General features: G+C 53.2%; 23 protein-coding genes and 2 pseudogenes. 8 read left to right on the forward strand and 17 right to left on the reverse strand.

Annotation, left to right across the window (positions count from 1 at the left end; genetic code table 11):
* Window positions 1-407: 407 nt before the first annotated feature.
* The 4 genes and pseudogenes from drpB (at window position 408) to NNO04_RS16665 (ending at window position 3380) form a co-directional block, all read left to right on the forward strand.
* The gene (drpB, locus tag NNO04_RS16650) at window positions 408-698 is read left to right on the forward strand and encodes a cell division protein DrpB (protein WP_271445670.1); all 291 of its coding nucleotides are present in this window, start codon (window positions 408-410) and stop codon (window positions 696-698) included.
* Between the two features lie 29 nt (window positions 699-727).
* Window positions 728-1425: pseudogene (locus tag NNO04_RS16655) on the forward strand (phosphohydrolase).
* A 73-nt stretch (window positions 1426-1498) separates the two neighbouring features.
* Window positions 1499-2929 (forward strand): DNA cytosine methyltransferase, encoded by a 1431-nt coding sequence (locus tag NNO04_RS16660; RefSeq protein WP_271445641.1) that lies wholly within the window; start codon window positions 1499-1501, stop codon window positions 2927-2929.
* Window positions 2910-3380, forward strand: a complete 471-nt coding sequence (locus NNO04_RS16665; protein WP_271445642.1) for a very short patch repair endonuclease — start codon at window positions 2910-2912, stop codon at window positions 3378-3380. Before NNO04_RS16660 ends, NNO04_RS16665 begins: the two co-directional genes overlap by 20 nt.
* Here the strand turns inward: NNO04_RS16665 and yedA are convergent.
* Window positions 3369-4289 (reverse strand): drug/metabolite exporter YedA, encoded by a 921-nt coding sequence (gene yedA, locus NNO04_RS16670; RefSeq protein WP_271445643.1) that lies wholly within the window; start codon window positions 4287-4289, stop codon window positions 3369-3371. The two genes, NNO04_RS16665 and yedA, sit on opposite strands and share 12 nt — an antisense overlap.
* Window positions 4290-4460: 171 nt before the next feature.
* Between yedA and NNO04_RS16675 the strand changes: the two genes are divergently transcribed.
* From NNO04_RS16675 to dgcQ, 3 genes are all read left to right on the forward strand, one after another.
* Window positions 4461-5378 (forward strand): DUF808 domain-containing protein, encoded by a 918-nt coding sequence (locus tag NNO04_RS16675; RefSeq protein ID WP_271445671.1) that lies wholly within the window; start codon window positions 4461-4463, stop codon window positions 5376-5378.
* Window positions 5379-5454: 76 nt separating this feature from the next.
* Window positions 5455-5637, forward strand: a complete 183-nt coding sequence (locus NNO04_RS16680; RefSeq protein WP_271445644.1) for a YodC family protein — start codon at window positions 5455-5457, stop codon at window positions 5635-5637.
* A gap of 124 nt (window positions 5638-5761) precedes the next feature.
* Entirely contained in the window at window positions 5762-7474 is a 1713-nt protein-coding gene (gene dgcQ, locus NNO04_RS16685) for a cellulose biosynthesis regulator diguanylate cyclase DgcQ (protein ID WP_271445645.1), read from the forward strand.
* Here dgcQ and NNO04_RS16690 read toward each other — a convergent pair.
* Window positions 7453-8268, reverse strand: coding sequence for a mannosyl-3-phosphoglycerate phosphatase-related protein (locus NNO04_RS16690; RefSeq protein ID WP_271445646.1), 816 nt, complete (start codon window positions 8266-8268; stop codon window positions 7453-7455). The two genes, dgcQ and NNO04_RS16690, sit on opposite strands and share 22 nt — an antisense overlap.
* 311 nt (window positions 8269-8579) lie before the next feature.
* Window positions 8580-8807, reverse strand: coding sequence for a YodD family peroxide/acid resistance protein (gene yodD / locus NNO04_RS16695; protein WP_271445647.1), 228 nt, complete (start codon window positions 8805-8807; stop codon window positions 8580-8582).
* A 129-nt stretch (window positions 8808-8936) separates the two neighbouring features.
* Here yodD and dsrB point away from each other — a divergent pair, with 129 nt between their 5' ends.
* Window positions 8937-9125 (forward strand): protein DsrB, encoded by a 189-nt coding sequence (gene dsrB, locus NNO04_RS16700; RefSeq protein ID WP_024132722.1) that lies wholly within the window; start codon window positions 8937-8939, stop codon window positions 9123-9125.
* Window positions 9126-9182: 57 nt separating this feature from the next.
* Here dsrB and rcsA read toward each other — a convergent pair whose 3' ends face one another.
* The 14 genes and pseudogenes from rcsA to fliF all read right to left on the reverse strand — a co-directional run bounded on the left by rcsA (window position 9183) and on the right by fliF (window position 20694).
* Window positions 9183-9806, reverse strand: coding sequence for a transcriptional regulator RcsA (gene rcsA / locus NNO04_RS16705; protein ID WP_162383193.1), 624 nt, complete (start codon window positions 9804-9806; stop codon window positions 9183-9185).
* Between the two features lie 300 nt (window positions 9807-10106).
* Window positions 10107-10883: pseudogene (gene fliR / locus NNO04_RS16710) on the reverse strand (flagellar biosynthetic protein FliR); the annotation flags it as partial.
* Between the two features lie 8 nt (window positions 10884-10891).
* Complete coding sequence (gene fliQ, locus NNO04_RS16715; protein ID WP_271445649.1) at window positions 10892-11161, reverse strand: flagellar biosynthesis protein FliQ; 270 nt, start codon at window positions 11159-11161, stop codon at window positions 10892-10894.
* A gap of 8 nt (window positions 11162-11169) precedes the next feature.
* On the reverse strand, window positions 11170-11907 hold the full coding sequence (gene fliP, locus NNO04_RS16720) for a flagellar type III secretion system pore protein FliP (RefSeq protein ID WP_271445650.1): 738 nt from the start codon (window positions 11905-11907) through the stop codon (window positions 11170-11172).
* Window positions 11907-12281 (reverse strand): flagellar biosynthetic protein FliO, encoded by a 375-nt coding sequence (gene fliO, locus NNO04_RS16725; protein WP_271445651.1) that lies wholly within the window; start codon window positions 12279-12281, stop codon window positions 11907-11909. The genes fliP and fliO overlap by 1 nt, the downstream gene beginning before the upstream one ends.
* A 2-nt stretch (window positions 12282-12283) precedes the next feature.
* On the reverse strand, window positions 12284-12697 hold the full coding sequence (gene fliN / locus NNO04_RS16730; RefSeq protein WP_192612595.1) for a flagellar motor switch protein FliN: 414 nt from the start codon (window positions 12695-12697) through the stop codon (window positions 12284-12286).
* Window positions 12694-13698, reverse strand: coding sequence for a flagellar motor switch protein FliM (gene fliM / locus NNO04_RS16735; RefSeq protein WP_271445652.1), 1005 nt, complete (start codon window positions 13696-13698; stop codon window positions 12694-12696). Before fliM ends, fliN begins: the two co-directional genes overlap by 4 nt.
* A gap of 4 nt (window positions 13699-13702) precedes the next feature.
* A complete protein-coding gene (gene fliL / locus NNO04_RS16740; protein ID WP_271445653.1) occupies window positions 13703-14170 on the reverse strand; it encodes a flagellar basal body-associated protein FliL in 468 nt (155 codons plus the stop codon).
* A 104-nt stretch (window positions 14171-14274) separates the two neighbouring features.
* Window positions 14275-15492 carry a flagellar hook length control protein FliK gene (gene fliK / locus NNO04_RS16745; protein WP_271445654.1) on the reverse strand — a complete coding sequence of 406 codons (1218 nt, stop codon included), beginning with the start codon at window positions 15490-15492 and terminating at the stop codon, window positions 14275-14277.
* Window positions 15489-15932: a flagellar export protein FliJ gene (fliJ, locus tag NNO04_RS16750; protein ID WP_162383185.1), complete on the reverse strand. Its 444-nt coding sequence runs from the start codon at window positions 15930-15932 to the stop codon at window positions 15489-15491. The genes fliK and fliJ overlap by 4 nt, the downstream gene beginning before the upstream one ends.
* A 21-nt stretch (window positions 15933-15953) precedes the next feature.
* Window positions 15954-17324, reverse strand: coding sequence for a flagellar protein export ATPase FliI (gene fliI / locus NNO04_RS16755; protein WP_271445655.1), 1371 nt, complete (start codon window positions 17322-17324; stop codon window positions 15954-15956).
* Window positions 17324-18034 carry a flagellar assembly protein FliH gene (fliH, locus tag NNO04_RS16760; RefSeq protein WP_271445656.1) on the reverse strand — a complete coding sequence of 237 codons (711 nt, stop codon included), beginning with the start codon at window positions 18032-18034 and terminating at the stop codon, window positions 17324-17326. The genes fliI and fliH overlap by 1 nt, the downstream gene beginning before the upstream one ends.
* Window positions 18027-19025, reverse strand: coding sequence for a flagellar motor switch protein FliG (gene fliG / locus NNO04_RS16765; RefSeq protein ID WP_192612588.1), 999 nt, complete (start codon window positions 19023-19025; stop codon window positions 18027-18029). Before fliG ends, fliH begins: the two co-directional genes overlap by 8 nt.
* The gene (fliF, locus tag NNO04_RS16770; protein ID WP_271445657.1) at window positions 19018-20694 is read right to left on the reverse strand and encodes a flagellar basal-body MS-ring/collar protein FliF; all 1677 of its coding nucleotides are present in this window, start codon (window positions 20692-20694) and stop codon (window positions 19018-19020) included. The genes fliG and fliF overlap by 8 nt, the downstream gene beginning before the upstream one ends.
* Window positions 20695-20831: the final 137 nt, after the last annotated feature.

The raw sequence follows: 20831 nt of genomic DNA on the forward strand, positions 1-20831 counted from the left end.
GTTATAGTTTGTTACGATTAAATTCTCTGAATTAATAATATTTGGCGTGTTAATGATGTTTGTGTATAGTATTTGCTTCGGGAGGGAGTTGGCGCAGATGCTGATAATTAATTGCTGTTAAATAAATAATAATGACACCATGCAGGTATAAAATAATACGTTGCCGCTGATAGCATTCATGCTGTTAATAATTTAAATCTCCAGTGCTGATGCTTTTTACTTTTTGTCTGAATTGATAAAGCTTGCGGAGCCCTAACCAAAATTGCCTGAGATCAATGCATAGGTAAAATAAATAACCAAAGATCGCAGCACACCTTCCTTCACAGCTTAATGTGATTATAATCACAAAAATGTGAAAATCTCGTCGTTTTTGTCACATCACCAAAGCGGAGTATAAATTGACCAATATGGAAGGAAAAGCAAACCGCAGTCTGGGCGGAAAACTGGCGTTGTGGGTTTTTTATGCTTTCTGCGGATATTTTGTATGGGCTATGGCGCGGTATGTCTGGGTAATGAGCAACCTACAGTCAGTACCTGTTCCTGGTATGGAGAGCGATCTGGGGTCAACGGCAGGCAAATGGCTTGGGGCTTTGCTGGGATTTATTGTGCTGAGCCTGGTTGGCGTTATCCTGGGGGGAATTGCATGGTACACAAGACCTCGTGATATTCGGCGTGAAGGTGGCAGCGAAAGTTGCTAACGTAAGACCTCCACACGAGGAGAGACAACATGGATTTGCAACAGTGGCAACAAGAGTTTGAAACCTGGCTTAGTGAGCATCATTTGGAGCAGGATGCTGCCCATGACATTTTTCATTTTCGTCGTGTCTGGGCGACAGCGCAAAAATTGTGTGATCATGAAACTGTCGACGGGTTAGTTGTGCTGACAGCATGTTACTTTCATGACATTGTTAGCCTCCCCAAAAACCATCCAGAACGCCACCGTTCGTCAGTGTTAGCGGCGAAAGAGGCCAACCGTATATTAAGGAATGATTTCCCGTTATTCCCCCCAGCACGAATACCCGCGGTTGTTCACGCGATCGAAGCCCACAGTTTTAGCGCAAAAATTGCGCCAGCTACGCTCGAGGCGAAAATCGTGCAGGATGCCGACACAGGCTGGAAGCCCTCGGCGCAATCGGCCTGGCCCGCGTATTTGCGGTATCGGGCGCGCTGGGCGTGGCACTGTTTGACGGCGAAGATCCTTTTGCCCGGCATCGTTCCCTCAACGATAAACAGTTTGCCCTCGACCATTTCCAGAGCAAATTACTGGTGCTGCCGAAAACCATGCAGACAGCCAGAGGGAAAGCACTGGCGAAGCACAATGCCGATTTCCTGGTGGCGTATATGGCGAAACTGGGCGCGGAATTAAACGGTGAGTATGAATCACTGGATCACGCGGTTATTCAGTCTTTTAGCGCTGACAGATAGCGTTCACACCCGAAACGTAAATACCTTCATTTTATGTTAACCTGTCGAATATCAATTTTGGCCGGTTAAATGTATGCAGGATAATCTTTCAGTAACAGGCGTTCAGGATCTGATGACAGACACTACCAGCGTCGCGGTTCAGGCGATGCTGGGTAAATTGCTGGAAATCTATGATGTGAAAACGCTGGTGGCGCACCTTAATAGCGTTGGGGAGAATCACTGGAGCCCGGCCATTTTAAAACGCGTCGTGATGAATGCCGCATGGCATCGGTTGAGCGATCGCGAATTTGCCCATCTTAAAACGTTGCTGCCGACGCCGCCGGCACATCATACCCATTATGCTTTTCGCTTTATCGATCTTTTCGCCGGAATCGGTGGAATACGCCGTGGATTTGAAGCGATAGGCGGGCAATGCGTGTTTACCAGCGAATGGAATAAACACGCAGTGCGAACGTATAAAGCAAACTACTACTGCGATCCCCAGTCTCATCACTTCAATGAAGATATTCGTGACATTACTCTGAGTCATCGTGATGGCGTGACGGACTCGCAGGCCGCTGAACATATTCGCCAGCATATACCGCAGCATGATGTTTTGCTGGCGGGTTTTCCCTGCCAGCCGTTTTCGCTCGCCGGGGTATCAAAGAAAAATGCGATGGGCCGTGCCCATGGTTTTGCCTGTGATACGCAAGGTACGCTGTTCTTTGACGTGGCGCGAATCATTGATGCCTGTCGTCCCGCGATTTTCGTGCTTGAGAACGTGAAGAACCTGAAGAGCCACGATCAGGGTAAAACGTTCCGGATTATTATGCAGACGCTTGATGAACTGGGTTACGACGTGGCGGATGCCGCAGATAACGGTCCTGATGATCCGAAGATCATCGATGGGCGGCATTTCTTACCTCAGCACCGCGAACGTATTGTCCTCGTTGGGTTTCGCCGCGATCTGAACCTGAAAACCGATTTTACATTGCGGGATATTGTGACGCGCTATCCACCGCGTCGTACCACGCTTGCTGAACTACTTGAACCCGCTGTTGAAGCAAAATACGTTCTGACGCCGGTCTTATGGAAGTATCTGTACCGCTACGCGAAAAAACATCAGGCGAGGGGAAATGGATTTGGTTATGGGATGGTCTATCCATCCAACCCCGAGAGTGTAACGCGTACGCTGTCTGCGCGTTATTACAAAGATGGCGCGGAAATCCTAATCGATCGTGGCTGGGATATGGCGCAGGGTGAGCGTGATTTCGACGACCCGCAGAACCAACAGTATCGTCCACGCAGATTAACCCCCAGAGAGTGCGCCAGGTTAATGGGATTTGAGACGCCGCAGGGTTATCAGTTCCGTATCCCGGTGTCAGATACTCAGGCTTACCGTCAGTTTGGCAACTCTGTTGTGGTTCCTGCATTTGCTGCGGTGGCCAAATTGCTGGAGCCAAAAATCAAACAAGCCGTCGCGCTGCGTCAGCAAGAGAGTCAGCATGGCGGACGTACACGATAAGGCGACGCGCAGTAAAAATATGCGGGCGATAGCGACCCGCGATACGGCGATCGAAAGGCGTCTCGCCAGCCTGCTTATTGAACAGGGAATTGCGTTTCGCGTGCAGGATGCCACTCTTCCCGGACGACCTGATTTTGTCGTTGACGAGTACCGCTGCGTCATCTTCACCCACGGATGTTTCTGGCATCGCCACCATTGCTATCTGTTCAAAGTACCTGCCACGCGCACCGCCTTCTGGCTGGAGAAGATTGGCAAAAACGTCGAACGGGACAGGCGGGATCTTCAGCAACTTCAGGCGCTGGGTTGGCGAGTATTGATCCTGTGGGAATGCGCTTTGCGCGGGCGGGAAAAACTCGGTGATGCGGCGTTATCTGAGCGGATTGAAGAGTGGATCTGCGGAGGCGGCGCTGCTGCGCAGATCGACACTCAGGGAATTCATTTACTGGAATGATTTTTCGGATTCAGCCGCGACGATAACCGGTTTTGCAGGAAACAGATATTTTCCAAGCGTGACCAGTACTACAGCAAAGACAATCACTCCCAAAGCCAGCCATTCGATAAACGCGAGGCTTTCACCGCCAAGTCCTGTTCCCAGCAATACCGCGACAACCGGGTTCACATAGGCATAGCTGGTTGCCAGAGCGGGGCTGACGTTGCGTATCAGATACATGTACGCGTTGATGGCGATGATGGATCCAAAAAGCGCGAGATAGCCCACAGCTAAAAAGCCGGAAAGCGTCGGTGTGGCGGTAAGTTTCTCGCCCGAGATAAACGACGCGCACATTAACACAACGCCTGCGGCAAGCATCTCAATGGCACCCGCCATCATCCCGACAGGTAACGCAATGCGCGAACCGTAGACCGAACCAAATGCCCAACTCATTGAACCGATCAGAATCAATACCGCGCCCCAGGGATTTCCGCTTAAGTTTCCACCGCTGTTAAGCATGATGATCCCCGCAAGGCCAATCGCGATGCCTATCCACTCTAGTTTTCGGGTTTGAATACCCAAAAAGTGGCTAAAACAGAGCGTAAAGAGCGGAACGGTAGCGACCACGACGGCGGCGATACCGGAAGGCACGTTCTGATGTTCTGCGACGGTGACCAGTCCATTCCCGACCGCCAGCAGCAGGATGCCAATCAGCGCTGCGTTAAGAAGTGGACGCAGGGGAGGGAGTTTGTGCCCGCGAAGGAGTAAGAATGCAGTCAGGAGAATACCTGCAGACAGAAAACGCACCCCCGCCATCATCAATGGCGGCCAGCTTTCCACCCCAATACGAATCACGAAGTACGTGGAACCCCAAATAATGTACAGCGCGAAAAGCGCGCTAAAAAGTGGTAACAGCTGCCTGAAGCGCATAAACCCTCACGGTGGAAATAAAAAGGAGCAACATAGTAAACTGCAAAACTATCTCTCTGGCGAGATTTATAATTACTCTGAATTGTTGAATAAATGTTGCATTAACGTTCAGTTTCAGCTTTATCTGTTTTACTTCATACTTGCAGTGTCAAAAAGAAAAACACAGAGGGAATTATCTTGGCAGGAAGTAGCTTATTAACGTTGCTCGACGATATCGCCACGTTGCTGGACGATGTCTCTATGATGGGAAAACTGGCGGCGAAAAAAACCGCCGGTGTGCTGGGCGATGATTTATCGCTCAACGCGCAGCAAGTCTCTGGCGTCCGGGCTAACCGTGAGCTTCCTGTCGTCTGGAGTGTGGCCAAAGGTTCGCTGGTAAACAAAGTGATCCTGGTGCCTCTGGCGCTGCTCATCAGTGCTTTTATTCCCTGGGCCATCACCCCGTTACTGATGATTGGCGGGGCATTTCTCTGCTTCGAAGGGGTAGAAAAAGTGCTCCACACCTTAGAAGCGCGAAAACACAAAGAAAGTCCGGCAGACCGTCAGCAGCGTCTGGAGGCCATCGCCGCACAGGATCCCCTCACTTTCGAAAAAGACAAAATTAAAGGGGCAATTCGTACTGACTTTATTCTCTCCGCCGAAATTGTGGCTATCACCCTGGGGATTGTTGCGCAGTCGCCATTGCTGAATCAGGTGCTGGTATTGTCGGGAGTGGCACTGGTGGTTACCGTCGGTGTTTACGGACTGGTGGGGATCATCGTAAAACTGGACGATATGGGGTTCTGGCTGGTGGAGAAAACCAGTACGCTGGCCCAGTTCGTGGGGAAAGGATTGTTAGTCGTTGCCCCCTGGCTGATGAAAGCATTGTCCGTTGTGGGAACGTTAGCGATGTTTTTGGTCGGGGGCGGAATTGTGGTACACGGTATTGCGCCGCTACATCATGCCATCGAACATTTTGCCCAGCAGCAAAGCGCGTTTATCGCACTCAGCCTTCCAACGCTGCTTAATCTCGTACTGGGCTTCATCGTTGGCGCTATTGTTGTCGCCCTGGTAAAAGCGATTGCACACGTTCGGGGCGTATCGCACTAATTGCACCCAGGCAAAGTACGCAAAAAAGGCCATCGTCGTCTAAGGTGAAACAGTTTCACCTGAAGAGGAGGCAGGTATGGTGTTTGTTGTCAGCGAGGAAGTGACCATGAAAGATGGCGGGCCTCGCATGATTGTCACCGGTTATTCCAGTGGAATGGTCGAGTGCCGTTGGTATGACGGTTTTGGCGTAAAACGGGAAGCATTCCATGAGAGTGAACTCGTGCCGGGTGACGGTAGGCGAATTTGGGAAGATGCCTGATGAAAAAACGCCCGGTGAATGCCGGGCGTTTTATTTTTAGTAAACAAAAAGACGGTTGCAATGCAACACATGGCGGCCGGGTTATGTCAGGATAAGGACGTTCAATTATCAGGGAGTCGTCAGAGTGCCGCACGAGACAACGATGGAAAACAGGAGCGGGCTGAAAAGACTCCTCCTACGTTTCAGGCCAGGACACGTCGTCAATCTCTGTTTTGTGGCGGTAATGATCTTTTCTACCTTACTCACCTGGCGTGAGGTCGTTTTGCTTGAAGACGCCTACATTTCCAGCCAACAGAATCACCTGGATAGCGTCGCGAACGTCCTGGACCGCCAACTGCAATTCAATGTCGATAAACTGATTTTTTTGCGAAACGGCATGCATGATGCGCTGATTACACCACTTGATTTTGCGGTATTACATGGTGCGGTCACCCAATTTGAACAACGACGAAAGCAGCGTTTCTGGCAATTAGAGCTCGACCGACGTCGCACCCTGGCGCTTAATGGCGTTTCTGATGAGTTTGTTGACCAGGCCAGTCTGCTCACCCGTGATAACGCAAATCTGGCGAATGAGCTGACGGCCGCACTGGAATCCGGTTATCTGATGCGTCTGGCCCATTCATCCGCCTCAATAGCACATCAGGCGATGTATGTCTCGCGCTCAGGATTCTATGTCGCAACCCAACCCACCGTGCACGGTGGGGATATTCTTACCCGCTATTATGGCTATGTGACGCAGCCGTGGTTTAAGCAACAGACTCAACGACTGAATCCGCAGCGCGGCGTCCGCTGGTTTACTTCCTCCGCAAACTCGCCCCGTGAAGGGCAGCAAATGGTCACGGTCAGTGTCCCGCTGGATCACCTGAATTACTGGTACGGCGTGTTGGCCATGGACATCCCTGTTTTATCAATAAAGCGTTTTCTGGAAGAGGCCATCGTAAAAGACGTGGAAGGTGAGTACCAACTCTACGACAGCCAATTCCATTTGCTGGCCACCTCAACAAAGGATAAGCGCAAGGTCAATGTGTTTGATGAGCAGGAGCAAGCCATGCTTATCGCAGACATGGCGAAAGACACCGTCGGCGGTAAGCACGTGGGAAGTCGCTACATCAGTTGGGAACGGTTGGACAATTTCGATGGCGTATTGGTGCGCGTGCATACCTTAAAGGAAGGGCTGAAAGGGGATTTTGGTAGTATCAGTATCGCATTGGTGCTGTTGTGGGTGCTCTTTACGGGCATGTTACTGATTTCGTGGGGCGTTATCCGGCATACGGTCAGTAATATGTATGTGATGCAACGCTCGTTGCAGTGGCAGGCCTGGCATGACACCCTGACCCGGCTGTATAACCGGGGCGGACTGTTTGAAAAGGCGCGCATCCAGGCTAAACACTGCCGGGAGGGGAAACAACCTTTCTCGATGATTCAGCTCGATCTGGATCACTTCAAGAGCGTGAATGACCGTTTTGGACATCAGGCTGGCGATCGGGTGCTTTCACACGCGGCAGGATTATTCAGCGGGGTGCTGCGTACACATGATCTCGCCGGTCGTGTTGGTGGTGAGGAGTTCTGCATTATTCTGCCAGGGGCGACTCTATCTCAGGCCGAGCGGATTGCGGAACGTATTCGACGTCGGATCAATGGCAAAGAGATCCTTGTCGCAAAAAGCACCACCATCTGGATTAGCGCCTCGTTTGGCGTCAGCAGTTCGCAGGAAACGGGGGATTATGACATTGAACAGCTGCAGTCGCTGGCAGACCAGCGGCTCTACTGGGCCAAACAGACCGGACGGAACCGCGTGTGCGCCAGCGATGCCGATCAGAGCATGGCGATGAAATAATCCATCCCTTCGCGCCAGCCCTCCGGGCCTTCTTGTTGCGTATGGTATACCCGTTGCGGTGTATCCGCCTTTAACCTGACGCCTTCGCGATTCAGTCCTTTCACGATCACCGCATAATCCATAACATCCAGAAGCGGGGCATCATTTGGTCCATCGCCCAGACCCAGGGTGATGGGGTGTTTCTTCCATTGCCGCTGATACTCACCGGTCAGCCAGTTTGCCGCCAGATCTTTGCCCACGGAAGTGTCCAGAACATGCCAAAAGCGCGCGCCGTGGAGAAACTGCAGGCCAAGCTCGCTGAGCTTTGCGGCAAACTGCGCCATGCGTTCGTCACTGTCACGCCAGATAAGCGAAACTGAAGCTTCATGCAGACGCGTCAGCGCTGACTGGGTGTGGTTAAGTCCGGTCCATTCGGCAATGACCTGCTCATCAACATCGTCGAATGTCGTAAATTTATAGCGTCCTTTATCGCGGAGTTTGTTCAGCACCATGCTGATTTCTGCGTGGGGCGTACCGGCGATTTGACGAGGATAATCAGGGTGGGTCTGCCAGTGAGTGTCTAACTGAATAACGGCGCCATTTTCCGCGATGAACGGTAATCCCTGCAGGTCCAGCATGTTTTGCAGGTACAGCATCTCTGCGGCGGTTTTGCTGCTGCAGAGGATCACCGGAATACGATGTTTACGCAGGGTAGCCAGCCAGTCCGCGGCGGGTTGCCATTCATAAGTATGACTGTCCAGTAAGGTGCCATCCAGATCGGTAAAAATCAGCAGGGGGTTAAGGATTGATAGCATTTTTATACCTCGACGCCTGTGTGACGGCACGCTTACGACCAGGATAAATCCTAAAAATCAATACCTTCATAGAAACGGTCAGATTGGGAACGCTCCCGGCATACCCGGACGGTACGTAGGGAGTTTCTCAATTCAGCCGCAATCATTAATCAGAGTAATCATTAATGATAAAAATATTTACTTGTTTTGCAAAAAAATTGCAGATAAGGTTTGGAGCACATCAGATTTCCTGGTGTAACGAATTTTCAAGTGCTTCTTGCATAAGCAAGCTTGATCCCGGTCCTTAGGACCGGGATTTTTTTCGCCTAAAGTCAACGATTGATTTCCGTTACGCTGAAGTCATGAATATCCAGCTCGAACGCGTCGGCTAATTCATGCCATGTATGGTCATCACGGCCATCGACGCTGGCTTTCTCAGGGTCGTTCTCGCTTCGATGAATTTCGCTCTCGCTGATTTCATTAATTGCCGCCAGCAGGGCATCAACATCGATACTGACATCGCGATTGGCCAGATCGCTGAACTCTTTCGCGGTTTTCATCTTCAATACCTCATTCAACCGTGGCACTTATAAGTATAGACCGTAGAGAAAACCAGCAATCACGCGGAGCAGACACTGCCAGAAAAAGGAAATTGTTCTACACTGGCACAAAGCTACAGGAGGATTACGATGAAGGTGAATGATCGGGTAACAGTCAAAACGGACGGCGGTCCTCGCCGGCCTGGCGTGGTACTGGCGGTAGAAGAGTTTAATGAAGGCACAATGTACCTGGTTTCGCTGGAAGACTACCCGCTCGGTATCTGGTTCTTTAATGAATCAGGCCATCAGGATGGCATCTTTGTGGAGAAAGCAGAGTAACGCGTAACGTCAGCACGCTTTACCCAGACTGGTGGCAACCCCACCAGTCTGGATGTTTCAGCGCATGTTAACAAAAATACCGTTTGTTACATTATCTGTCAGACGTACCACGTGATAGATCACCTGCTTATTATGCGTTTTTATCTTTCGTTTAATATTCCCCTTATGGGATGACACAGTCTTCGCTTTGATATTCATTTGGTCTGAAATCTGAATGGTTCCCTGACCGGCCATCCACATGCGTAACATACTGGATTCAGTCCGGCTTAAAGATAACGTAGGTAAATTAACACCTTCGGAAATATCTGTTTCTTTTTTCAGAATATCGCCAAGGATATCATCCAGTGAATCTGGTTTGATTGATTTAGAACTTATCAATAAATTTTTTCTGACTAACAAATATTCATCAAAATGCACATTGGCAATAGCCATAAAAACAATAAATAATGTATTGGGATGTTGATTAATGATTTGCTTTATTTGCTGACTGTTTGCTGGATCATGGATAAAACAGTCCTCATTAATAAACACCACAGACGGCTGGTGTGAATCACAAGCGATGGCGAGTTCGTCAACGGTTTCGATATCGTTGATTTCCCTTTTCTTCACCCCTCTGCTTACCAGATACCCGGTTAATCCAAGCCGGGTGTAACTGCATAGATCCATAATAATCGTTGACATGGCATACCCTCACTCAATGCGTAACGATAATTCCCCTTACCTGAATATCTTTTAGTAACCTAACTGAACAATAATAGTGATTCAATATGACACTTTTGCGATTTTTCAGGCGGACTTACTATCCCGTAAAGTTACGTATAATTTGCCTGGAATTATCTTAAAGTAAAGTAAATGTTGCGTTATGTGAGTGAGGTAAAAACAAATAACAGGCGGCGGATATATCCTGGTAGATGTTTTTGAAATTTAAATTTCGGATAATCCTCAATAAGACAGGATAAATACTGTGGGTTATTTGTTTCGTGGAAGTTCACTCACCACATCAGCCAATAAATTGAAAACTTCGCTGAATAAGTGTTCACAAAAAGGGGCAATTAATGGCATGAGAGCCGCCATTAAAGAAATACCGATGGTTAATGTTAATGGGAAACCAATCACAAAGATCGACAACTGCGGAGCCATACGATTTAACAACCCCAACGCCAGGTTGAGCGTTAGCAGCACAGTGATCACCGGTAAGGCCAGCATGAGCCCGTTGATGAAGATCATACCGCCTGCCCGGGTGAGCGCCAGAAAAGCATTACTGTTGACCGGATTGTCGCCGACAGGAAGGGTATGAAAAGTATCAACCAGCAGCGAAATCAGCCATAAATGCCCGTTAAAGGTGAGAAAAAGCAGCATCGCGAGCATGTCGATGATTCTGGCAAGCACGGGCATATTAAGATGGCTGGCAGGGTCAACAAAAGTGGCGAAAGAAAGCCCCATCTGTAATCCCATCAGTTCACCGGCGGTACGCACGGCGGCAAAGGCAAATTGCATGGTAAATCCCAGCGCAATGCCAATCATGATTTGCTGCATCGCCAGCCACAATGCACTGGCGGAGAAAATCGGCACATCCGTGACGGGAAGCGAAGGGGCAATGACAAAGGTTATCATCATCCCCAATCCCAGCTTTACCCGTTTAGGCACCGCGCGTTCACTGAGGATGGGGGCTGTCGAAATGAGCGCCAGCACGCGCAGCAGCGGCCAGAAATAAAGGTTAAGCCAATATAGCCATTGCTCGCTCGTTACCTGCAACATCGCGCGTGTTACCCGATGATGTAGGGTATATTGTTGAATAACGTGCGCACGTAATCCAGCAACAGGTTAAGCATCCACGGACCGGCAACGATGATGGCTATAAACACCGCCACAATTTTCGGGATGAAAGACAACGTCATTTCGTTGATCTGGGTTGCCGCCTGCAAAATACTGATAATCAGACCTGTAACGAGGGCGACCAGCAGGAGAGGGGCGGCGAGCGCAAGGGCGACTTTCATCGCCTCTGTGCCCATCATCATGACCGATTCAGGCGTCATTTCGTCCCCTAGCTGTAAAAGCTTTGTGCGAGAGAGCCAACCAGCAGTTGCCAGCCGTCAACCAACACAAAGAGCATCAGCTTGAACGGCAGCGCAATGGTTGCAGGGGGAACCATCATCATCCCGAGCGCCATTAACACGCTGGCGATCACCAGGTCGATAATCAAAAAAGGGATGAATATCGTAAAACCGATCTGGAACGCGGTTTTCAGCTCGCTGGTCACATAAGCCGGAAGCAGGATGCGCATCGGAACCGCTTCCGGCCCTTGCAACGGTCCGCTATTCGCCAGACGCGCAAACAGCGCCAGGTCTGCTTCGCGGGTCTGGCGCAGCATAAACTCGCGCAGTGGTTGCGCGCCTTTCGCCATCGCCTCCTGCATGGAAATCTTCTCTTCACTGAACGGCTGATACGCATCGACGTAGATTTTATCAATCACTGGCGACATGATGAAAAACGTTAAGAACAGCGCCAGTCCTAACAATACCTGGTTGGGCGGTGCAGACGGTGTTCCCAGCGCGTTACGCAGCAGGCCAAAAACAATGATGATGCGGGTAAAACTGGTCATCATCAGCAGGATCGCGGGCAGGAAAGTCAGCGAGGTGATGAATACCAGCGTTTGTACGGGAAGTGTCCAGCTTTGTCCGCCGCCGGGTAATGGCTGACTGACCAGGCCGGGTAACTGAGCGAGCGCGGCGGGAGAGAAAAGCCATACGGTCATGAGCGTGAGGGATAACAAACGACGCATCAGGATCTCCCAGGACGCTTTAGCAAGTTCTTCATCATGGCCTGAAAATCAGCAGGAGAGGCCGGTTTTTCGTCTGCACTTTCCGCCGCGGCAGGCAGGGTGTGGAGTAAATTGACAGAGGACGCCGTGACGCCAAGCACTAAACGTGCATCGTCAACATCCACAATCACCACCCGTTCACGTGGGCCGAGCGAGGCGCTGGCCGACACGTTAAGCCCACGGGCGTTGTTTCCCCTGGGCGCAAATCCGAGGCGTTTAATCACCCAGGCGGCGGCCAGTATCAGCACAATAATTCCCAGCAATGCGCCGCTGACCTGGGCAAGCGGCGAACCGGGAACGGCAGCAGGTTGTGAGACAATGGCCTGGGTTTTCATGCTTAACGACTCAGACGACGCATACGTTCAGACGGCGTAATGATGTCAGTAATGCGCACGCCGTATTTGTCGGCGACCACCACCACTTCACCTTGCGCGATCAGATAGCCGTTGATCAGAATATCCAGCGGCTCTCCGGCCAGACCGTCAAGTGCGACAACGGAGCCCTGCGTCAGACGCAGCAGCTCTTTGATCGTCATGCGGGTTCGGCCCAGTTCAACCGTCAGTTTGACCGGAATATCCATGATCAGGTCGATATCCTGCAATGTGCCGCTGACATCGCCGCCGCCCAATTGCTGGAACACGGCATCGGCCGCGCTTTTGCCTGTCGGTGTTTTTTGCTCGTTTAACGCGTCAGCCCACAGATCGTCCAATGCGCCATTGTTGTCATCGGACGGATTATTCATGTCACTCATTTGGGCTGTTCCTCATTCAGCGAATTCAAAATCGGGTTGATCAGATGTTCTACACGTAACGCATACTGACCATTCACGGTGCCATATTGGCTGGTCAGCACCGGTACGCCGTCCACATGAGCAATAATGCGGTCGGGTTTTTCAATCGGCAGTACGTCGCCGGGTTTGAGTTTCAATATCTGGGAAAGACGCAGCGGAACGTCGGCAAAGTTCGCCACCAGTTCCAGTTCTGAGTGCTGAACCTGACGCACAAGATTGTCGCGCCAGTTCTGATCCTCATGGCGCGAGTTTTCCAGCGGTGGGTTAACCAGCAGTTCCCGCAGCGGTTCAATCATGCTGAAGGGGAGGCAGATGTTGAACTCGCCGGTCAGGTTGCCAATCTCAACGTGGAAAGGGGTATTGACCACAATGTCGTTCGGAGAGGTGGTGATATTGGTAAATTTCACCTGCATCTCAGAACGGACGTACTCCACTTCCAGTGGATTAATGGCTTTCCAGGCGTCGCTATAGCCTTCCAGCGCCAGTTTCAGCATGCGGTTAATGACGCGCTGTTCGGTGTGGGTAAATTCCCGACCTTCAACTTTGGTCGGGAAGCGACCATCGCCGCCGAACAGGTTATCTACCGCAATAAATACAAGGCTCGGCGAGAACACCACCAGACCTGTACCGCGCAGCGGTTTCAGGTGGATCAGGTTCAGGTTCGTCGGCACCGGTAAGTTACGCGCAAACTCGTGGTACGGCTGAATACGGATAGCGCCAACGGTGATATCCGGGCTGCGACGCAGCAGGTTAAACAGACCCATACGGAACTGGCGTGCGAAACGCTCGTTAATGATCTCCAGCGCTTGCAGGCGCTCACGCACCACGCGGCGCTGGGTGTTGGGATCATAGGGACGAATATCGTTTTCGCTTACGCTGCCTGTGGTCGGTTCGTCTTTGGTCTCGCTGTCGCCGTTGAGCAGCGCATCGATTTCAGCCTGAGAAAGAATACTATCGCCCATGTCTTTACCGCAGAATAAAAGCTGTATAAAGAACGTCGGTGACGTCCTGTTTCGGTTGTCCAGCAACAAGCGGCGTAGAGAGCGTCTCTTTAATGGCGGCAATCAGCTTTTGTTTACCGTCTTCCGTGGAGAGCGTGGAGGCATCCTGGCGGGAAAACAGCAACAGCAAACGGCTGCGTACTTCAGGCAGATATTCACTGAGACGCGAGCGGGTCACTTCATCTTTCAGTCGTAACGTCACGCCGATATACAGCACGCGATCCGCGTCGCCCAGATTGACGGTAAACGTATCCAGCGCGAAAAACACGGGGGCGGCTGGCGGAGCCGGTTGTGCGGTTGCGCTGACAGACGGATGCGTCTGCATACGCCAGTAGCTATACCCCGCGGTCGCGCAGGCGGCGAGGGTAATTAACACCAGCAAAGGGATCCAAATTGAGCGTCTGCTCTTTCTGTTAATCGCGGAGTCAGTCATCTGATACGGGCTTCCTGTTTCGGTACAGCTTATTGGCTGATTATCCCGTGTCCTGTTCCCGTCAAAGCGTGGAAAAGACACGGATAATCATGCTACCTCTGGCGTTAGGCGAAGATATCCACCGCGCCATTGCCACGGGACGCGTTCTGCAATGAGGCCGGTACGGCCAGATTGACGTCATCTTCGGCAAGCAGGGACTCTTGCCCCTGTGTACGGGCGGTTTGCTGTTGCTGGGATGAAGAGTGCTGCTGCCCGCTAAAACTTTCGCTACTGATACTGCTTTGACCCAGTTGGATCCCGCTTTCCGCCAGTTGCGTACGTAATACCGGTAATGCGGCCTCCAGCGCGGCGCGGACATGGCTATGCGCCGACACCATCTGCAATTGCGCCTGGTTGTCATCAAGTTTCAGGGAGATTTGCACCTGACCCAGATCTTCCGGGTGCAGGCGTAGTTCAGCACTCTGCTGCCCCTGACGAGTAAACAACGTAATGTGCTGGCTAAGCGATTGCTGCCATTCATGGCTACCCAACGGTGCGCTGAGCACCGGCGCGGCAACCGTCGGAAGCGGCTGCGGCTGTGCTGCCGGGCTGCTGACCGCCGTCATGGCCAGGCCTGGCGCTACCGGGGAAGGGCTGCTTTCGAGATCGGCTTTGGCGGTGGCTGCGACGACCAGCGGCGTCAACGGTTGAGCCTGAGCGGTCTCAGCGCTTGCGCTGTGGGTGGCAGCATCCGGCTTTCCTTTTTTCCCGTTGTCAGGGGGGAACGTAAAGGCGAGCTCTTGATCTGTCTGACGTGTCTCGCCACGCAACGTTGCGCTCAGCGAAGCGTCATTTATCGCCGCAGCGCTGTGGGTGGCAGGCGCTACGCTTTGTTGTCCGGGCAGCATGGCAAACAAGGCACTCAGATTTGCGAGGTCTTCGTCGCTGAGAGCAGGCGTTTTGTCGTCCGCTTGCGCTGATTTGCTCAGTGCCGTCAGCGCGCTGTTTTTCATCGTCGGCGTGAGTGAGGAAAGCCACTGCTGCGCGTCAGTCAAGGTGGTCAACGTTTCGTCAGCCGCCAGATCCTGGCGCGCCAGCAGGTCGGCCAGTTTTTCGGCAGGAGACGCTTCGCCATGTTGAGACAACGCTCTTTTCTGCAGCGTGTTGCCTGCCGTCTGGATGTCGGCAAACGACAACGGAACCGCTTTCCCAGGTGTCTCGTCCGCACCTAATGCGCCTGCCAGCAGCGCCAGGAAATCCTGCGCGGCGTCGCCTGTTTTTCCGGCTTTTGAGCCGCCAGTCACGTCTGTCTCAGTCGTGACCAGTGGGGGCAATGTGATCATTCAGGTTTCCTCATGGCTGCACGCTGAGCAAATTCATCCATCTTTTTCTGATCCAGGCGGTTTTCAGCCAGTAAGGCTGCCGCGGTTTGTCGGTCTTGTAAGGTTTGCCAGGCTTGCAGGCGCTGTTTCTTTTCACGCCAGCTATTCAGCGCAATGTCGACTTTATGCGTCCACTGGCTGAGTTGATGGCGATGCTGTTCAATGGCCTTTTCCAGGGTCTGGATAAATTGCTGGTAATTGATCCAACGGTTGCTGGCAATCCCTTGTCCCATATCGGTATTGAGGTTGGTTCGGTATTCATGCTGATAATCGATCAGCATTTTCAGTTGCTCTTCTGCCTGCTGAAATCCGCGCCGCATTTCACCCAACAGGAGTGCGGCATCATCCACCTCCTTTTCAGCCAAATCTTTCAGTGTTGCCAGTGCGCCGTGTTGTGCCATGACGTTTGCCCTCCTGCTTTATCACACCGTCGGGAAAATCAGATCCAGAGCCTGAAGGGAGTCATCCCAGTCCGCCCGTTCAAAAATACCTTGTTGCAGGAACGCCTCGAGCTGGGGCCACAACGCAATGGCTTTATCCAGCATCGGATCGCTGCCTTTGGCGTAGGCGCCAACGCTGACCAGATCGCGGTTACGCTGGAAGCTGGACAACAGTTGTTTGAAATTGCGTACGCGCGCGTAGTGTTTCTCGCTGATGAGCGCGGTCATTGCACGACTGATCGACGCCTCAATATCAATGGCCGGATAGTGCCCGGCCTCGGCAAGGCGACGGGATAACACGATGTGGCCATCAAGGATCGCGCGCGCGGAGTCCGCAATAGGGTCCTGCTGGTCGTCGCCTTCGGTTAGCACGGTATAAAACGCGGTGATGGAACCGCCGCCGTGAATACCGTTGCCGGCGCGTTCGACCAGCGCCGGCAATTTGGCGAAGACGGAAGGGGGGTAGCCTTTCGTTGCGGGCGGTTCACCGATCGCCAGCGCGATTTCACGTTGCGCCATCGCATAGCGGGTTAATGAATCCATAATCAACAGCACGTGCTGTCCGCGATCGCGAAAATCCTCTGCAATACGGGTAGCGTACGCCGCCCCTTGCATACGCAGCAGCGGCGAAACATCCGCAGGCGCGGCGATCACCACTGAACGTGCGCGTCCGTCAGTGCCGAGAATATTCTCGATAAAATCTTTCACTTCACGGCCACGTTCGCCAATCAGCCCCACGACGATCACGTCTGCGCGGGTATAGCGCGCCATCATGCCGAGCAGGACGCTTTTCCCGACCCCGGAACCGGCAAACAGCCCCATACGTTGACCACGACCAACGGTTAACAGGGCGTTGATCGGCCGCACGCCGGTGTCCAGTACATGCTCAATCGGCGTACGCTGTAGCGGGTTAAACGGTGGGGTAATGAGCGCGCCTGTTTCGGTGGTTTCCGGGGAGGGGAGGCCGTCCAGCGGCTTACCTGCACCGTCGAGTACGCGTCCAAGCAGCGCCGGGCCCAGCGGCAATTGCTTGCCACTTTGCAACCCGTCGCCATGACCATTTCTGGCATAGACGCGAGCGCCCGGCAGAATGCCTTCGACCTCTTCCAGCGGCATTAAAAACAGGCGCTGACCGTTAAAGCCGACAACTTCACACTCGACTTCTTTGGTTTCAGTCCCATCCTGACGCTCAATAATGCAGGTGGCGCCGAGTGGGAGTTGCAGTCCAGTTGCCTCCAGTACCAGTCCGGTGGCACGGGTCAGACGACCATAGCGACGCACGGCAGGCAACTGCGTCATTTTGGCTTCGAAGTTGTCCAGCGTGTTAAGCCAGCGGGTCAGGCGGGTAGTCATCAGACGACTCCGGGCGCTGCCAGACGGCAGAGTTCTTGCCAGCGCGTGGCGACGCTGGCGTCAAGGTCGCCTTCATCAGCGGAGACTTTACATCCGCCATGATGCAGGGTGGGATCGCCGCGCAGACGCCAGCCGTGCAGACTGAGGGTCGCGCCGAGCATCTCTTCTACGCGTTGTAAATCATCGGGATGAACGCGCAACTGCGGCTTGCCGCTGAACAGCGGCTCTTGTTGTAACAGCTGTTGGATCTGCTTAATCAACGCGGCGTTGTCCACCACCGGCGTCTGACCAATCACCTGACGCGCCGCTTCCAGCGCCATCTGCATCAGGCGTGATGCAATGACGCTGTCCAGCGCATCCAGCGTGTTCTGAAACTCGCTGACCAGTTGCTGCATGCGGGCGTGAATCGGCGCCTGTTGGGAACGCGCCTGCGCCTGGCCCTGTTCCAGACCCTGCGCCATGCCCTCCTGATATCCCTGCTGGTGGCCGGACGTTCGCCCTTCCGCCAGACCGGCGTTATATCCCTGCTCGTGCGCCTGGATTTTCAACTGCGCCAGCTGTTGCTCGAGCTGCTGTTCGGCGCTCAGTGCGGGTTCGTCCTCGACATCAGCCGATAGCGCATCGTCGTCCTGCTGTGCAGGAACAAACTCCGCAAGCGGTGGGGCGAGATCGTCCGGGGTCCAGACTTTCCACGGCAGTTCGTTAGACATAGGTATCCTCGCCGCTGCCAATCACCATCTCGCCGGTTTCCGCCAGACGGCGCACAATCAGTAGAATCGCTTTTTGTTCGTTCTCTACCTGAGACAGGCGTACCGGACCCCGGTTGGCGAGATCGTCGCGCAGGATATCGGCGGCACGTTGCGACATATTGCGCAGGAACTTCTCGCGCAGCGGCTGCTCGGCACCTTTCAGGGCGATCAGCAACGACTCGGAATCCACTTCCTGCAGCAGACGTTGAATGCTGCGGTCGTCGACATCCACCAGATTTTCGAACAGGAACATTTCGTCGATAATCTTCTGCGCCAGTTCGCCGTCGAATTCGCGTACGGCGGTAATAACCGCTTCTTCTTGCTGGGTTTTCATCAGGTTGATGATTTCTGCCGCCGTTCTCACGCCGCCCATTTTGCTGCGCTTGAGATTCTGACCGTCGAGCAGACCGTTCAGCACTTCCGTCAGCTCCGCGAGTGCCGCTGGCTGCACGCCGCCGAAGGTGGCGATACGCAGCATCACATCGTGGCGCAGACGTTCGTCAAACAACGCCAGAATATCCGCCGCCTGACCGCGTTTGAGATGCACCAGAATGGTGGCGATAATTTGCGGGTGCTCGTCGCGGATAAGGTCGGCGGCGCTCTGCGGCTCCATAAAGTTGAGCGTTTCAATGCCGCTGGCGGTATCGCGGGTTTCGAGAATGTCTTCCAGCAGGCTGGCGGCACGCTCTTCACCCAGCGCTTTCACCAGCACTGAACGCAGATATTCGTTGGCATTGATATTCAGCGCCGCAAATTGTTCGGCTTCCTGTTCAAACTCCGCCAGTACGTCCGTCAGCTGTTTGTTGGAGATCTGGCGGACATTTGCCATTGCCGCACTCAGGGTTTGTACCTCGCGTTGCGAGAGGTGTTTGAACACCTCCGCCGCGCGATCCTCGCCAATGGTCATCAGCAAAATGACGCTTTTATCGGTGCCGGAAAGGGTATTACTCATGATCGTTATTCATCCACTGGCGAATGACCAGCGCCACGACGCGCGGATCGTTGTCTGACATTTCGCGAATACGCTGGCTCATCACTTCGGCGCCCAGGCGCTGATTCGCCCGACGCTGCTGCGTTTGCTCGTCTTTGCTGAGGCGAACCTCGACCGCTTCTTCGGTTTCCTGACGAATCTGCGCCTGTTCCTGCGCCGCTTTGGCTTCTTCAGCACGACGGGTCAGTTGCGGACGTACCGCTTTACGCCACAGAATCCAGGCGACCAACAGTACCAACAGCCAGCGACCGCCAGAGATCAGTTGTTCGATAAAGGCCTGCTGTTTCCAGAATGGCAGTTCGCCCGCGTTTTCATCCGTCGCGCTAAACGGCGAGTTCACCACATTCAGCGTATCGCCACGCTTGTCGGAGAATCCCATTGCTTCACGGGTCAACGCCTCAATCTGTTTCATCTGATCGGCCGTCAGCGGCAACGGCTTACCATCCGGTAACGTTTTATAGTTGACCACCACTGCAACCGAGAGACGCTGGACATCACCCACGTTCATTTTCGTGTGGCGAATGGTACGGTCGACTTCATAGTTGCTGGTTTCATTACGCTGTGTACTGCGCGGCCCCGCCGAGCTGCTGCTATTGCTGGTCTGCTGGGCGTTTTGACCATTTTGCGGATTGGCTGGCGGCGTGCTGATCGGCCCTGAATTGGCAGGCGCTGGCTGGTTAGACAGTGCGCCCGGAACGCCGCCAGGATACCCGGAACCGACCTGCTCACTGACGTTAAGCTGGCGTGAACGCAGCACCGCTTGCGAATCATCGCCATTCGGACGGTACTGTTCTTCCGTCTGCTCTTTGTTGGCAAAGTCCAGTTGTGCCGTGACCTGCGCGTGTACGTTGCCGTTACCGACGATTGGCGCGAGGATCGATTCGATACGGCGCTGCACGCGGCCTTCCACATCGCTGGCGTATTTCAGCTGCGCGTCGTTGAGATCGCGGCTGCTGGTATTCGACTGGGTTAACAGATGACCTGCCTGATCAACCAGCGTGACATTGCCAGGCGGCAGACCGGCAACGGCGCTGGAAACCAGATGCACCACGGCGCTAATTTGCCCTTCATCCAGCGCGCGTCCTGGCTCCAGGTTCACCGTGACGGAGGCCGAAGGGGATTTCTGTTCACGAACAAACAGTGATGGCTTAGGCATAGCAAGATGTACGCGTGCGCGTTTCACCGGTCCCAGCGTTTCGATGGTCCGGGCTAGTTCTCCCTCCAGAGCACGCTGATAGTTGACCTGCTCGCTAAACTGGCTGATGCCGAATTTTTCTTGATCCAGCAATTCGAAACCGACGGCGCCGCCTTTCGGTAATCCTTGCTGAGCCAGGCGCAGACGCAGTTCATGCACTTTATCGGCGGGAACTTCAATCGCACCGCTGCCTTCCGTAAAACGGTAGGGGATGTTCATCTGGGTCAGTTGCGTGACGATAGCGCCGCCATCCTGATCGGACAGATTACTGAACAGCGTGCGGTAATCGGGCGCTTTTGCCCACAGTACCATCGCAACCACAATGGCAATAGCGGCAGCTCCCGCCACAATCAGGGGGATTTTGGGATTCGCGCGTAGACGATTAAGCCACTCGAGAGGTTTAGGTAGGGTTGCAGTCGATGCAGTCGCACTCATCTCGCACCTCGTGACTGATCGTGGACGGCGTTTTTTGCAAAGTGGAACAAGACTCACTCCCGGGTCAGCAAACTCGAAAAATTGACGGTCTCATTATTTGCGGTTTCGAATTTTTCTATGCCTCAAAAACCGAGGTT

It is taken from the genome of Citrobacter sp. Awk 4 (assembly GCF_028069725.1).
In the GTDB taxonomy this organism is placed as follows: domain Bacteria; phylum Pseudomonadota; class Gammaproteobacteria; order Enterobacterales; family Enterobacteriaceae; genus Citrobacter_D.